This window comes from Steroidobacter sp., assembly GCF_036406195.1.
GTDB lineage: Bacteria > Pseudomonadota > Gammaproteobacteria > Steroidobacterales > Steroidobacteraceae > Steroidobacter.
Genome location: NZ_DASWVW010000010.1, coordinates 1 through 14923, shown reverse-complemented (window position 1 = coordinate 14923; position 14923 = coordinate 1). Strand labels below are relative to the sequence as shown.

Genomic DNA, 14923 nt, shown 5'->3' with positions numbered 1-14923 from the left:
TAATGTTGATCTTTGGCTGCCGAGATTCCCGGATCTCGGCAGCCATCATTAGATTTACTTAAATATCGAGATTGGCGACCGCCAGCGCGTTCTTCTCGATGAACTCGCGGCGCGGCTCGACCTGATCCCCCATCAAGGTAGCGAAGATGTCGTTCGCCGCCAGGGCATCCTCGATGCGGACCTGGATCAAGCGACGAGTCTCCGGGTTGATGGTGGTGTCCCAGAGCTGCTCGGGATTCATTTCGCCCAGTCCTTTGTAGCGCTGAATCACCTGCCCTTTGCGCCCTGCGTCCAGCAGCCAGTTGATGGCTTCCTTGAAGCTGCCGACTTCCTGCCTGCTGTCGTTCTTGGCGATGTAGGCACCGGGTTGGAGCAAGCCGTTCAGCATCGCGGCGAGGTCCGCAATGCTGCGGTACTCGGCGGACTCGAAGAACTCGCGATGGATGTGCTTCTCCGAAGTGATGCCGTGCTCGGTTCGCGCCACCAGCAATCTGGGTGTGCCGCCATCCACCGCGGCCATCACGCGTACTCGGTACTTCCGCGCCGCATCGTCGTGAGAATTGAGCTGGGTCTCGAGCGTGCGACCCCACTGAGTCAGCCAATCCAGCTGGTCGTGATTCGCAGGAGTGACCTCGGGCATGTAGAGCAATTGCTCGAGCACCCGCTGGTCGTAGCGTCGAGACGAGCGCTTGATGATCGCAGCCACTTCCATCCAGCGGCGGGCCAGGGTTTCCAGCGCCGAACCGGTCACCGGCTCAGTCGAAGCGGGATCGGCGAACAGCTTCGCGTCTTCCAGGGCGTGAGTGAGCAGCATGGAGTTGAGCTCTGCCTCGTCCTTCACGTAGTGCTCGGTCTTGCCCTTCTTCAGTTTGAACAGCGGCGGCTGGGCGATATAGATATGCCCGCGCTCGATCAGCTGCGGCATCTGCCGGTAGAAGAAGGTGAGCAGCAGCGTGCGGATGTGCGAGCCGTCGACGTCGGCGTCGGTCATTACGATGATGCGGTGATAGCGGAGCTTCTCCACATCGAAGTCGTCGGCGCCAATGCCACAGCCCAAGGCGGTGATCAGCGTGCCCACTTCGGCGGATGACAGCATCTTGTCGAAGCGCGCCTTTTCCACGTTCAGGATCTTGCCCTTGAGCGGCAGGATGGCCTGAGTGCGACGATCCCTGCCCTGCTTCGCCGAGCCACCTGCGGAATCACCCTCGACCAGAAACATTTCGGAGAGCGCCGGATCCTTCTCCTGGCAGTCCGCCAGCTTTCCGGGCAGTCCGGCCAGATCCAAGGCGCCTTTGCGGCGGGTCATCTCGCGTGCCTTGCGAGCGGCTTCGCGCGCACGAGCCGCCTCCAGCACCTTGTTGGCGATGGCCTTGGCCTGCGGCGGATGCTCCAGCAGGAATTCTTCCAGTTTCGCCCCCACCGACGACTCGACGATGCCCTTGATCTCGGAGGAGACCAGCTTGTCCTTGGTCTGCGAGGAGAACTTCGGGTCCGGCATCTTCACGGACAGAATGGCCGTCAGGCCTTCGCGGGCATCGTCGCCGGTCATGGCGACCTTGTCCTTGGCCGAGAACTCCTTCTCGATATAGGCGTTGAGCGTGCGGGTCAGCGCGCTACGGAAGCCGGCGAGGTGGGTGCCGCCGTCCTTCTGAGGGATGTTGTTCGTATAGCAGGACATGGTCTCCTGGTAGGAGTCATTCCACTGCAGGCCCAGCTCGACGGTAATGGGACCTTCCTGCGTCCGGAACCAGATGATGGTGTCGTGGACGGCCTGGGCATTGCGGTTCAGGAAGCGGACGAACTCCTTGATGCCACCCTCGTGGTGGAAGGTCTCATGCTTGTCGTCGCGCTCGTCGATCAGCTCGATCCGGACGCCGGAGTTGAGGAACGACAGCTCGCGCAGCCGCTTGGCCAGCACTGAATAGTCGAACTCGATGTTGGTGAAGATTTCCGCGCTGGGCTTGAACCGAATCGTCGTGCCCCGTTTGTCCGTTGGCCCGACTTCCGCCAGCGGCGCCTGCGGCTCGCCCAGCCGATACTCCTGCTGATGCAGCCGGCCATTCTTGTGAATACTCAGGTGCAGGTACTCGGACAGGGCGTTCACCACCGACACACCCACGCCGTGCAAGCCACCCGAGACCTTGTAGGAAGAGTCGTCGAACTTACCGCCGGCGTGCAGCACGGTCATGATGACTTCGGCCGCCGAACGACCCTCCTCCGGATGGATATCCACAGGTATTCCACGGCCGTCATCGGACACCGTGACCGACTGATCTGCATGGATGGTGACCGTCACTTGTGAGCAATGTCCCGCCAGCGCTTCATCGACAGAGTTGTCGACGACCTCGAACACCATGTGGTGCAGACCGGTGCCATCATCGGTGTCGCCGATGTACATTCCGGGTCGCTTGCGGACCGCATCGAGGCCCTTCAAGACTTTGATTTTGCTTGAATCGTAGACGTCTTTCTCTGACATAGTCCGGCCTAAAAATGGAGCTGCGGGATTATACCATTGGCTCGAAATGGCCCTGTTTCACGTGAAACCTACGGCCTATATCGATGCCCCTCAGCCCGCGCTCATGCACCGAGGTGACGATCAATTGACTGGGGATCTCGGCGATCGCCAGAAGAAGTTTCCCCAAGTTATCCACATCCAGCTCGGCCGCTGGATCATCCAACATCAGCGTCGTTTCCGGTGCGCCCAGGGCGGTGTGGCAACGCAGCTGAGCAAGGATGAAGGCCGCCGCCAGCATCTTTTGCTGGCCGCGGGAAACCCGATCCCTCGCCGGCACACCCTCGACCAGGAAGCCAAGGTCGGCGCGGTGGGGACCCACGTGAGTTGTCTTCAGCCGCAGGTCTCTAGATATGGAGTCGCAGAGGGCCTGTCGCAAGTCGACGTCCGCGGGCCAACCTCGCCTGTAGGTCAGCGTCGTGCCCGGCCCGACCAAGCGCTCTGCCAGAGCCTCGAAGTGAGGCCGTAGCGCCTCGACATAGTGGGCGCGCAATCGATCGACCTCTAAACCGGCCGCGCAAAAGTCCGCCTCCCAGGCATGAATCAGCTCCTCGGCCTGCACGGTTCGGAGCGCGGCATTCCGTTGGGACAGCGCGCGTTGGTAGCGACGCCAGAAACCGAGGAACTCACGTTTCACGTGAAACACACCCCAGTCCATGAGTCGCCGCCGCCGGGCGGAACCCTCCTCCACCAATCGATGAACCCCGGGATCGATGATCTGCAAGGGCAGGACCTCGGCGATGTCAGCGATGCCCGAAATCCCCTGGCCAGCCAGATGGCCCTGAGTGCGGCCTTGGCTGTGTTCAAGTCCGGCGGTCAACAGACCGCGATGAGTCGCGAGGCGGCCAACCACTCGGAAGAAGGAGGTGCCGGTTCGCTTGAGCTTGTCGGCTTGGGCACTTCGAAAAGACCGGCCATGCCCCAGAAAGTAAATCGCCTCCAGCAAGCTGGTCTTGCCGGAGGCGTTGTCACCGATGATGCCGGTCGAGCGCGAATCGAAATCGAGGCTGGCGTGTTCGATGCAACGAAAGTTGTCGACTGTGATCGCAGTCAGCACGGGCGCCAGCCAGTCATTGCTCGCTCCTTAGAGCCTCATGGGCATGACGACGTACTTGGCTTCCGGCGAGCTGTCCGAGCTCAGCAAGCAGCTGTTGTTCGCGTCCGTCAGGCCGAGGACCACCTCGCCGCCATCCACCGCCGCCAGGGCATCCAGGAGATAGTTCACGTTGAAGCCGATCTCGAGCTCATCGCCCGAGTAATTAATCTCCAACTCCTCCTCTGCCTCTTCCTGCTCGGGGTTGTGCGATTGCAGGACCAGCACACCGGGTCGAACCGCCAAACGGATTCCCCGGTACTTTTCGTTCGAAAGAATGGCCGCTCGCTGCAGGGCCGAGCGCAGCACATCGCGGTCGGCATTGACGCGCTTGGTCGGATTGCTCGGAATGACCCGCCCGTATTCCGGGAAACGTCCGTCAATCAGCTTCGATGTGAAGCGAATATCGCCGATCTGGGCACGAACGTGATTGGTTCCGATCGCCAACTCCACATTGCCTTCACCGGCCAGCAATCGCTGCAATTCCAACACGCCTTTACGCGGCACGATCACCTGCTGAGTCGCGCCAGCCTCGTGCTCCAGCGTAGCCTCGCAATATGAAAGACGATGGCCGTCAGTCGCGACCGTTCGCAGCGTTTTCCCATCCGCTTCCAGCAACATGCCATTGAGGTAGTAACGCACGTCCTGCTGCGCCATCGAGAAGTGAGTCTTGTCGAGCAGCCGTCGCAGGGCGGATTGCGAAATGAGCAGCGCCTTCTGGGCTCGAATGTCTTCCACGGTCGGGAAGTCGCTCGCCGGCAGGGTCGCCAGCGTAAAGCGGCTCTTGCCGGAGCGAATCGTTGCCCGCTCGCCGTCGATGGCGACGGCGACCTGCGCTTTTTCGGGCAGCGCTTTGACGATGTCGAGCAGCTTGCGGCCAGGCAGTGTGATCTCGCCGCCCTGCTGCACGGTGACGTTGGCCTTGGCCACCAGCTCCACTTCCAGGTCAGTGGCCGTGATGAACAGCTCCTCGCCACGACTGGCGATCAAAACGTTGGCCAGGATCGGCATGGTCTGGCGGCGTTCCACAACGCCGATTACCGCCTGCAGTGGTGCGAGGATGCTTTCCCGCTCGGCACTGAACTTCATCGTGGTCACCTTGAGCTATCTTAATTAGTGATTAAGTATTTAAAGAAATTATGATGATTATGAAGGCCCGCAATGGCTGTGCATAACCCACTTTTTCCTAGTCCTACCAGCGCTTTACCGCCATCAAAACTCATCTATGAACCTTGCCACAGCTTGTATCGAAACTGTGTGGTTGTTGTGGATAAATAAAGCCCACGCCAGAACCACAAGTTATCCACAGTCATCCAGCCAGGGTTCTCAACAGGTTTGAGTAGTCCTCGCTGGTGCGTGTGTTCGACTCCCTCAACTCCTTGATCACCCGGCATGCGTGCAGCACCGTCGTGTGGTCACGGCCGCCGAACGCATCGCCAATCTCGGGCAGGCTATGACTCGTCAGCTCTTTGGCCAGCGCCATCGCAACCTGACGTGGTCTGGCGATCGAGCGACTGCGACGCTTCGACAGTAGATCGGCCACGCGGATTTTGAAGTATTCCGCGACGGTCTTTTGAATGTTATCGATGGTGACCAGGCGATCCTGGAGCGCCAGCAGGTCGCGGAGCGCCTCCTTGGCAAAATCCATGGTGATGGCGCGGCCCGTGAACTGCGAGTTGGCGACCACGCGCCGCAGTGCGCCCTCGAGCTCTCGGACGTTGGAACGAATACGCTTGGCAATGAAGAACGCCACTTCCTCGGGCAGATCGACACGAGTCGCGGCGGCCTTGCTCATGAGAATGGCGACGCAGGTTTCCAGCTCCGGTGGCTCGATGGCCACGGTGAGGCCCCAGCCAAAGCGCGATTTGAGACGCTCTTCCAGGCCGTCGACCTCCTTGGGATAACGGTCGCAGGTCAGAATGATCTGCTGCTGCCCTTCGAACAGCGCGTTGAAGGTGTGAAAGAACTCTTCCTGCGAACGGTCCTTGCCCGCGAAAAACTGGATGTCGTCGATGAGCAGGGCATCCAGCGAACGATAGGCGGTTTTGAAATCGTTGATGGTGTTGTGCTGGAGCGCCTTCACCATGTCGCCAACGAATCGCTCCGAGTGCACATACGCGACCCGTGCACGGTCGTTGCGCGCCTTGATCATGTTGCCGACGGCGTGCATCAGGTGAGTCTTGCCCAGGCCCACGCCGCCATAGATGAACAGCGGGTTGTAGGCACGGCCGGGATTTTCAGCGACCTGAAAGGCCGCCGCACGGCCAAGCTGATTGCTCTTACCCTCGACGAAGTTGGCGAAGGTGAACTCGGGATTCAGGCGGCTGCCCAGGACAGCAGGGATGTCCCGCACCGGCGCGGCCGAAGCAGGACGCACGGGTACGGGTTGATGAGTATTCAGCGTCATGGCTGGAGCCGAAGGTCGCGAACCGACTTCCAGCACCACGGCCGGGGCGGGCTCTTCGCCAACTGCGTCGACCAGCTCGGAAATCCGGCCGGCCACGTTCTCGTTCACCCAATCAACGACGAAACGGTTCGGCGCGAGCAAGCGTAACGTGCGTCCGTCCTCCACAGCCTGCAGCGGCCGGATCCACGTATTGAACTGCTGTTCCGGCAATTCCACTTCCAATTGCGCGAGACAGCGGCGCCACAACGAACCCTGCACGGTTTCGTCCCCTAATCGTCAAAAGAAAGAATTGTTCTGCGCCAGGTCAACGCGAGAGGCGGCGAGTCTACCCCGTTGCACGGCAGGTTATCCACAGGCGAAAGCGCCCAATTTTGTGCGCTGGGAAGCACTGTCACGCTTGACACTGAGGGGGGTGGTGCGTAGTCTTGCCGCCCCTCTATGCGCGCCAGCATGTACTTGTTTTAGCGCGAGTTCTGGCCCAAGCAACCGATCAGACCCATCTTCGACAGCGTTGAGATGCCCGCATGAAGCGTACTTACCAGCCCAGCAAAGTTCACCGCGCCCGTACGCACGGATTTCGCGCCCGTATGGCCACTCGAGCTGGACGCCAGGTGCTGGCTCGTCGCCGCGCCAAGGGCCGCAAGCGCCTCACGGTCTGAGCGTCGGCCTTGCAGCGGCGCTCGCACGGGTCCGATTGCAGACTTGCCAGCCCCGGCCCGACCGTTTCAACCGGCGCAACGTCTCCGGCATAAATCCGAATTCGATCGCGTCTACCGGGACTCGCGCCGTTCCACCGACGCCTGCTTCGCGATCCTCACTCGCAACAGCGGCGGTTCGATTCCGAGACTTGGATTGTCGATTGCCGCCCGCACTGTAGGGAACGCCGTGCGGCGTAACCGCATCAAGCGCCTGATTCGGGAATCGTTTCGACTACATCAGCATGAACTGCCCGCGGTGGATATCGTCGTCAATGCGCGCTCCGGCGCTCGCAATGCGGACAATGCCGCCATCCTGCGCAGTCTCGAAAAACACTGGCGCACGGTTATAAAACAATGCGCCCAGTCGTGACTGCATTGACCGGCGCGATTCGCGCGTATCGCTATCTGCTCAGCCCCATGCTCGGGCCGACGTGCCGCTTCTATCCGAGTTGTTCCTGCTACGCCGAACAGGCCTTGCAACAACATGGTGCGCTGCGCGGCAGCTATCTAACGGTGCGACGCTTGCTCCGCTGTCATCCGTGGCACGAAGGCGGCTACGATCCGGTGCCCGAAACCGACCACCACGACCTGATAACTAACGAGACGACTGACGCTACCAAGCCGGTCCCCCATGGATAACCAACGCGTATTCATCTGGGCCGCGCTCGCGCTGGTCCTGTATCTGAACTTCATCACGTGGCAGAAGGACTACGCTCCTCCGCCTGTGCCCGCGGCTTCCTCAACCCAGTCCGCGAACGGCAGCGCCGCGCCCGCGGCTGAAACATTGCCGGACCTGCCTTCCGCCAGCACCGATGCGCCACCGGCACCGGCGGGCGCTGCCCCCGAGCTCTCTTCTAGTAAAGAGGCGCCTCCGGCGAACGTGCCCGTCATCCAGGTGAAGACAGACGTCCTGTCGATGGACATCAGCACGCGCGGCGGCGAATTGATTCGAGCCGACTTGCTCAAGTATCCGGTCGAGAAGAATCGCCCTGAACTGCCAGTACGCTTGTTCAATCCCACGCCGCCGATCTACGTCGCCCGCTCGGGCTTGCGCGCCGCCGATCAGCGCGCCGAGCCGACTCACCAGGTGACCTATCAATCCGCCGCAAACGAGTACACGTTGGCTGCCGGCCAGCAGGAACTGGTCGTGCCGCTGACCTGGACCGATGGTCAGGGCATCACGGTCGTCAAGACATATAAGTTCAAGCCGGGCAGCTATCGCGTCGATCTCACCTATGACGTGGTGAATACCTCGGATAGCGACTACAAGGCTGCTTCATACGTGCAGATCGTGCGTCACTACGAGCACGTCGAACGGTCCTATTTCAGGGTCGAAACCTACGCGTTTCGCGGCCCGGCCATCTTCGATGGCAAGGCCTATCGCAAGCTCGACGTTGAAGACGAAGAAGATCGCGCCTTCAAAGCCAGCATCACCAATGGCTGGATGGCGGCCCTGCAGCACCATTTCGTCGCGGCTGCCGTGCCGCCCGCAGGCGCTCCCTATGACTATCAGCTCAGCCTGAACAGCAACAACGATTTCGTGCTCTCGTATCGTGGTCCGCTGGAAACGGTTCCTGCTGGCGGCAAGCACACCTTCAATGAAACGTTGTTCGTCGGTCCGAAGCTGCAGGATCAGCTGGCGCAGACCGGTCCCAAGCTCGAGCGCGTCGCTGATTACGGCAAGCTGACCATTCTTTCCGAGCCGTTGTTCTGGCTGCTGGAGAAGGTGTACAGCGTGGTCGGCAACTGGGGTTGGGCGATCATTATCGTCACCTTCCTGATCAAGCTGGCGTTCTACAAGCTCACCGCCGCCAGCGGCCGTTCGATGGCCAAGATGCGCACGCTGGGTCCGCGCATCAAGGCGATTCAGGAACGTTACAAGGACGATCGCGAGCAGCTCGGCCGTCAGATGATGGAGATCTACAAGCGCGAGAAGATCAATCCGCTCGCCGGTTGCTTGCCGATCCTGATCCAGATTCCGTTCTTCCTGGCCTTCTATTGGGTGCTGCTCGAGAGCGTCGAGATGCGCCAGGCGCCGTTCCTCGGCTGGATCACCGACCTGAGCTCGCGCGACCCGTACTTCATCCTGCCGATCCTGATGGGCGGGGCGATGTTCGCGCAGTTCAAGCTGCAGCCGATGCCGAGCGCCGATCCGATGCAGGCCAAGATCTTCATGTTCATGCCCATCATCATGTCGGTGACCATGGCGTGGTTCCCGGCGGGCCTGGTGCTGTACTGGTTGACCAACACGCTGTTGTCGATTGCGCAGCAGTGGCGCATCAACAAGCTGGTCGCCGAGGAAGCGAAAAAAGACAAGAGCTGAGCGGACCATGACAACCCGCGCCGGCGACAGTGACACCATCGCGGCAATCGCGACACCGCCGGGTCGCGGTGGTGTCGGGATGGTGCGGATCTCCGGCAGCCTCGTGCCGAGCATTGCTATCGAGGTGCTGGGGAGCCTTCCCGAGCCGCGGCACGCAGCGCTGCGTACTTTTCGCGATGCCGATGGCGAGATGCTGGACGCCGGCCTGGCGCTCTATTTTCCCGCGCCGAATTCTTTCACTGGCGAGGATGTTCTGGAGCTGCATGGCCACGGCGGTCCCGTCGTCATGGATATGTTGCTCTCGCGAGTGCTGAGCCTGGGCGCGCGAGTTGCCCAGCCGGGCGAGTTTTCACAGCGCGCGTTTCTCAATGACAAGATCGACCTGACTCAGGCCGAAGCCATCGCTGATCTCATCGACAGCGGCTCGAGCCAGGCAGCACGCGCAGCGTTGCGATCATTGCAAGGCGAGTTCTCGGTGGCCGTGCACTCATTGACCGAGGCAGTGATCGAGACGCGCATGCACGTCGAGGCCGCGATCGATTTCCCCGAAGAGGAAGTCGACTTTCTCGCCGACAACGTCTTGCACGAACGCATCGCTCGAGCCGTCGATCTTTGCGAGCAGATTACCGCGAAGGCTCAGCAAGGAGCGCTGCTGCGCGAAGGTATGACCGTTGTCATCGCGGGCCGCCCGAATGCCGGCAAGTCGAGCCTGCTGAATCGGCTCGCTGGCTACGAGGCTGCGATCGTCACCGATATTCCGGGCACCACTCGCGATGTCCTGCGCGAACGCATCCACATTGATGGCATGCCACTCCACATCGCCGACACCGCAGGTCTCCGCGACGACGCCGACGTCGTCGAAGCCGAAGGTATCCGCCGTGCTCGCAACGAGATGACTCGCGCCGACCGCATTCTTTATGTCATCGATGCCAGCCGCGCCCTGGATGACGAAAGCATGCGCGCCGAGCTGGCCGGCCTGCCCGCTGACATTCCGGTGAGCGTCATACTCAACAAGATCGATCTTGCCGGTGCTCAGTCACGCTACGAACAATCCCAACCGCCTCGCCTGCATTTGTCCGCCACGACCGGCGAAGGCATGGACCTGCTCCGCGAACATCTGAAAGAGTGCATGGGCTTCCAAGGTGCCGGCACCAGCACCATCTCCGCCCGCCGCCGCCACCTCGACGCTTTGAACCGCGCCCAAGCACACCTAAACGAAGCGCAACGACAACTCACAGAACAGCGTGCCGGCGAGCTGATGGCAGAAGAGCTCCGCCAGGCTCAACAATGTCTCGGGGAAATCACCGGTGAGTTCACTCCGGATGATTTACTCGGACGAATCTTCACGACGTTCTGCATCGGGAAATAGTAGTGGATTAGTTCGGGATGTCCGCTGTCATCCCTTTCGCCATGGTTCGCCGGGCAGACGCTCGATCAACTGCGAGCTTATGATAGCTGCGGCGCTGTCGCTGTCCCATTCAAAACCGGCGGCAAGCAAGGGTCCAATGTCACCGCGGAACTGCGGATCACACAACTTGGCGTCGATATTCCGTTCGAACTCCGCCCTCGATACCCGATGGCCATTGTGCTCCATATAGCGCAGGAAGGCAGCGACGATGCGATCGGGATCGACTGCTGCACGTTCCAGAGCCACCGCGAGGTCAAAGAGGTCGCGGCTTTTCTTGCGTTGGTACAGGGCTCTCATTTTGGTTCCCAGCAGTTCATCAAGAGCGTAGGTGGCAATTGCCGATTGACCGGCGAACCAGCGCGACGAGACCGAGAACGGCAGGCCAGTGACACCATATACAGAGAAGTGCTCGCGGGAGTTGATTTCTACTTTGAGTCGAAGCCGTAGGGGAGGAACGCCTTCGGAGTCGAAGCGATAAACAAACGTAACGCGACCTTCCGTTTGCTTCCATCTGGGTTCGCCGAGCCACGGATCGAGCACATGACGCAGCGCCGTCATGATTGGTCCGGCTGGCTCCGCGTTGATCTGAACGAGATCGATATCTTCGGAATAGTGTCAACGCCGATTGAATTTTGACCCACCCAGGCTAGAAAACGCCGAAGTAAATTTGACCCACCCAGGCACCATTACTGAGTCTTCGCTGATAGCTTCATCGATCCTGCTTTCCGCTTGTCCTTGAGGCGATAGCTCTCGCCTGCGATCTGCACGATGTGGGCGTGATGCAATAGGCGATCGAGCAGCGCCGCCGTGAGCGTCTGATCGTCCGCCAGTGCCGTTGCCCACTGCGTGAAGGGCAGATTGCTGGTGAGGATCATGCTGCCGCGCTCGTAGCGTTTAGCCACGACGTTGAAGAACAAGTTGGCCTCATCGCGACCGAAGGGTAAGTAGCCCAGCTCATCGATGTACGTTGCGCACAACGTATATCGATCTATGTTGAGCACTCAGATATGTGGAGTTGCTCGGCTATCGCGCGGTAATGGGCGGTATATCACGGTGTCTTGTCCACATAACTAATCGCCGCATCGATTACGTTGCTCTCCGTCATATGTCACTGGGAGAGCAACATGTTGAACGATCTCTTTCGCAGTGGAGCGGCATGGCGCTGCCGACCGCTTCAGCAATCGCCTTTTCGCCGTGAGTTGGAGGACTTTGCCGACTGGCTCAAGGCCGCACACTACACAACGGTGATCCGGCGTCGGCACGTGGTCCGGCTGGATCGGACGCTTCGGAGCATGCCGGGAGCTGCTCCAGGCGCGACGTTCACGACAACGCAGCTGCAAACGGCGTTCGGCAAACACCGCAGACCGGCTTCCCGCTTGATCTGGTATCGGGGGACACAGCATGCATATCAGCGGTTTCTGCGGTCGCAAGGACGGTTGGAAGACAAGACCGGCGACTGTCGATTCGCAGATTTACGCCAACGGTATGAACGTTATCTGATGGAGGTGCGGGGTTTTGCTCGTTCGACCCTGGCACATCACAGCACGGCAGTGGCGGATTTTCTCGAGAGAGGACTTCGTCCTCGACAGCGGCTCCGGACTCTCACCGGGACCGACATTGAGCACTTCGTCGGCGTGAGGGGCGCGGAGGTAAGCCGTCAGACGCTGCAGCATACGGTTGCCGCCCTGCGAGCGTTCCTGCGTTGGTGCCACGATCTCGGCGAGATTCCCGCACAGCTCGATGCTATCGATACACCCCGCACCTATCGAGGTGAACTGCCACCCAGAGCGCTCGATTGGTCCGCGGTCCAAGCACTACTGCGCTCCATTGATCGAGGCAGTAAGTCCGGCGAGCGCGATTACGCGATCCTTCATTTAATGGCTCACTACGGTCTGCGGCCATCAGAGATCGCATTGCTGCGTCTCGACTCGATCGACTGGACGAGCACCACGCTAAGAGTCGAGCAACGGAAGACGCAGTCTGATTTGGTGCTACCTCTCGCACCAGCGACGGTGAATGCTCTGCGCCGATATCTCCGTCGCGATCGTGACCGACGGCAGGAAGCCCGTGAGCAGACGGCGCTCTTCTTGAGGGAACGCTGCCCCATCGGTCCGCTCAAGAACACCGGCGTCTACGAGATCTTCGCCAAGCGTCTGAAGGAGAGTGGTCAGGACCCGACGCGATACTCCGCGTACTCCCTGCGCCACGCATTCGCCATGCGTCTGTTGAGCCGCGGTGTTGGCATCAAGGCGATTGGGGACGTGCTCGGCCACCGTGATCTCGAGAGCACTTGCGTCTATCTGCGCCTGGACATCGACGCCTTGCGTGACGTGGCGCTCGAAGTGCCGGCACCTAATGATAATGGCGAGAACGACGGAGGGTGCCATGCGTAACGTCAAACGATTGCGACGCTGGGATGCCGCGGTCGCCGCCTACCTCGCGAACCGCCGTGCCTTCGGACGACATTATGCTTCGGAGGAGTGGATGCTGGGCACACTGCGCCGGTTCCTCGTGGCCCGGCGCGCCGTCGATCTCGACCAGAGCGTCTTCGATCAATGGCGAAAGACCCTGGGGCATCTCAGCCCTAACACCCAACGCGGGCGCGAGATGGCCGTCTACAAATTCTGCTGCTATAGACGCCGGACGCAGCCGCGCTGCTTTGTGCCAGACCCGCTGTCGTTCGCACGAACTCGCCCACATGTGCTGCCCGTGCTATTTGAACCGGCGCAGATCGCCGAACTCCTGTGCAGGGCTTCGGCATTGCCACCGCACAGCCACTCTCCGCTGCGCCCACATGTTGTCCGACTCGCGATTGTGTTGCTCTACACCGCGGGGTTGCGTCGGGGCGAAGTCGTTCGATTGCGGATGAACGACGTCGACCTGTTGTCAGGCGCCTTGCGCATCCGTGAGTCAAAGTTCCACAAAAGCCGGTGGATAGTTTTGTCGCGTAGTGCCCGAGAGGAACTGCATCGGTACCTGGCGCTTCGGCGAAGAACGCACAATGGAACGTGCCCGACGGCGCCACTGCTCTTTAACGGCAGACGCAACTCCAGATGTTGTTCCGGAGCGGCGCTGGGTCACACCATCCGTCGTCTAATCGTAGCGGCAGACATTCGCGACAGCAGCGGTCGACGTCCGTGCATACACAGCATGAGACACTCGTTCGCTGTCTCCGCGCTGCTGCGCTGGTACGAAGCAGGCGCCGATGTGCAGTCGTGCCTGCCGAAGCTGGCCCTGTACATGGGGCACGTTTCGATCGTCTCGACGGCTTACTACCTGCGGCAAATGCCGACCGTCACCATGCGCGCGAACGAGCGGTTCGCGCGCGCGTACGCGGCGATAATTACGGGAGGTGCCTCATGAAGCGCCCTCGTTCTGCCGATCTGGGCGTCAGCATCACGCGCTTCTTCGAAGAGTATCTTCCGGAGCAGCGTGGGATGAGTTTGCACACCATTCGCAGCTATCGTGACGCGGTGGTTCTGATGTTGCAATTCTCAGCACGGGACTGTCGTCGCGGTGTCGAGCAGCTGAGCATCAGGGATTTTACCGCCGAGCGTGTCCTGAAGTTCCTGAAGTTCCTTGAGACCGATCGACACAATGGCATAGCGACGCGGAATGCCCGCCTCGGCGCTCTTCACGTGCTCGCGCGGTTCCTCGCATTCGAACGACCAGAACATTTGGCTACGCTACAACGGGTGATCAACCTACCATTCAAACGCGGTGCGCGTGACGCACCGATCGAGTACCCGGACGGTGCAGAGATGAACGCGCTGCTCGAGAGCATTGATCGGACTCGGCCGGCAGGTCAGCGCGACTACGCACTGTTCGCGCTGATGTTCAACACCGGCGCCCGCGTCCAGGAAGTCCTCAATCTCCGCCGTCGCGATGTTCGACTCGATGCGCCTTGCCAAGTTCGGCTGTTGGGGAAGGGCAGTAAGGAACGCCTGTGTCCCTTATGGCCAGCTACAGCGCGGCTTCTGCGTGACCTGATTAGCTTGCGCCCAGCATCCGATGCGGATCCTTCCGACGCGCTTCTGTTTACCAATGCACGCGGTCAACAGCTCACTCGTTTCGGAGTACGATATCTGCTGCGCAAATACGTCGCCGCGGCAAGCCATGCAGCGCCGACACTTCGTAGCAAACATCTCCATCCGCATTCTCTGCGGCACGGAACCGCGATCGCTCTTCTGAAGTCCGGGGTCGATTTCGCCACGATCAGCCAGTGGCTCGGGCACGCAAGCCTCAATACGACGATGCGCTACGCTCGTGCGGATATTGATCTCAAACGTCAGGCGCTGTCCCAAGTGTTTCCGGATGCGCTGCCACCTCCCAAAGGTGGGCGGCTGATGATCAACGGCGCGGAGCTCATTCCCTGGCTTCGGAGACTCTAAAGATATGTGGAGTGCATCATCCAGCTTCTCCGTGCGAAACCGATGTCGAGGTCCGCCGGCTCCACATATTTGAGTCCTCAACATAGGTCGA

General features: G+C 60.5%; 13 protein-coding genes and 1 pseudogene. 8 read left to right on the top strand and 6 right to left on the bottom strand.

Annotation, left to right across the window (positions count from 1 at the left end):
* Positions 1-58: 58 nt before the first annotated feature.
* The 4 genes from gyrB to dnaA form a co-directional block, all read right to left on the bottom strand.
* The gene (gene gyrB / locus VGE08_RS02880) at positions 59-2476 is read right to left on the bottom strand and encodes a DNA topoisomerase (ATP-hydrolyzing) subunit B (RefSeq protein ID WP_349258603.1); all 2418 of its coding nucleotides are present in this window, start codon (positions 2474-2476) and stop codon (positions 59-61) included.
* A gap of 28 nt (positions 2477-2504) precedes the next feature.
* The gene (gene recF / locus VGE08_RS02875) at positions 2505-3569 is read right to left on the bottom strand and encodes a DNA replication/repair protein RecF (protein ID WP_331066347.1); all 1065 of its coding nucleotides are present in this window, start codon (positions 3567-3569) and stop codon (positions 2505-2507) included.
* A 27-nt stretch (positions 3570-3596) separates the two neighbouring features.
* Complete coding sequence (gene dnaN, locus VGE08_RS02870) at positions 3597-4694, bottom strand: DNA polymerase III subunit beta (RefSeq protein ID WP_331066346.1); 1098 nt, start codon at positions 4692-4694, stop codon at positions 3597-3599.
* A 220-nt stretch (positions 4695-4914) separates the two neighbouring features.
* A complete protein-coding gene (gene dnaA, locus VGE08_RS02865) occupies positions 4915-6270 on the bottom strand; it encodes a chromosomal replication initiator protein DnaA (protein WP_331066345.1) in 1356 nt (451 codons plus the stop codon).
* Between the two features lie 266 nt (positions 6271-6536).
* Here dnaA and rpmH point away from each other — a divergent pair, with 266 nt between their 5' ends.
* From rpmH to mnmE, 5 genes are read left to right on the top strand one after another with little or no spacing between them, the layout of a single operon-like run.
* A complete protein-coding gene (rpmH, locus tag VGE08_RS02860; protein WP_331066344.1) occupies positions 6537-6671 on the top strand; it encodes a 50S ribosomal protein L34 in 135 nt (44 codons plus the stop codon).
* Between the two features lie 43 nt (positions 6672-6714).
* On the top strand, positions 6715-7080 hold the full coding sequence (rnpA, locus tag VGE08_RS02855) for a ribonuclease P protein component (protein ID WP_331066343.1): 366 nt from the start codon (positions 6715-6717) through the stop codon (positions 7078-7080).
* Complete coding sequence (yidD, locus tag VGE08_RS02850) at positions 7077-7349, top strand: membrane protein insertion efficiency factor YidD (protein ID WP_349258602.1); 273 nt, start codon at positions 7077-7079, stop codon at positions 7347-7349. Before rnpA ends, yidD begins: the two co-directional genes overlap by 4 nt.
* On the top strand, positions 7342-9033 hold the full coding sequence (gene yidC, locus VGE08_RS02845) for a membrane protein insertase YidC (RefSeq protein ID WP_331066341.1): 1692 nt from the start codon (positions 7342-7344) through the stop codon (positions 9031-9033). The genes yidD and yidC overlap by 8 nt, the downstream gene beginning before the upstream one ends.
* A 7-nt stretch (positions 9034-9040) precedes the next feature.
* Complete coding sequence (mnmE, locus tag VGE08_RS02840; protein ID WP_331066340.1) at positions 9041-10402, top strand: tRNA uridine-5-carboxymethylaminomethyl(34) synthesis GTPase MnmE; 1362 nt, start codon at positions 9041-9043, stop codon at positions 10400-10402.
* A 27-nt stretch (positions 10403-10429) separates the two neighbouring features.
* On the opposite strand, the gene VGE08_RS02835 is transcribed toward mnmE, so the two are convergent.
* Positions 10430-11041 (bottom strand): nucleotidyl transferase AbiEii/AbiGii toxin family protein, encoded by a 612-nt coding sequence (locus VGE08_RS02835; protein ID WP_331066568.1) that lies wholly within the window; start codon positions 11039-11041, stop codon positions 10430-10432.
* 86 nt (positions 11042-11127) lie between these two features.
* Positions 11128-11403, bottom strand: a pseudogene (locus VGE08_RS02830) (ATP-binding protein); the annotation flags it as partial.
* Between the two features lie 474 nt (positions 11404-11877).
* Here VGE08_RS02830 and VGE08_RS02825 point away from each other — a divergent pair.
* Genes VGE08_RS02825 through VGE08_RS02815 form a run of 3 tightly spaced genes read left to right on the top strand, consistent with a single transcriptional unit; the run spans position 11878 to position 14832 of the window.
* On the top strand, positions 11878-12834 hold the full coding sequence (locus tag VGE08_RS02825; protein WP_331066339.1) for a tyrosine-type recombinase/integrase: 957 nt from the start codon (positions 11878-11880) through the stop codon (positions 12832-12834).
* The gene (locus VGE08_RS02820) at positions 12827-13804 is read left to right on the top strand and encodes a tyrosine-type recombinase/integrase (protein ID WP_331066338.1); all 978 of its coding nucleotides are present in this window, start codon (positions 12827-12829) and stop codon (positions 13802-13804) included. The genes VGE08_RS02825 and VGE08_RS02820 overlap by 8 nt, the downstream gene beginning before the upstream one ends.
* The gene (locus tag VGE08_RS02815; RefSeq protein ID WP_331066337.1) at positions 13801-14832 is read left to right on the top strand and encodes a tyrosine-type recombinase/integrase; all 1032 of its coding nucleotides are present in this window, start codon (positions 13801-13803) and stop codon (positions 14830-14832) included. Before VGE08_RS02820 ends, VGE08_RS02815 begins: the two co-directional genes overlap by 4 nt.
* Positions 14833-14923 lie beyond the last annotated feature (91 nt).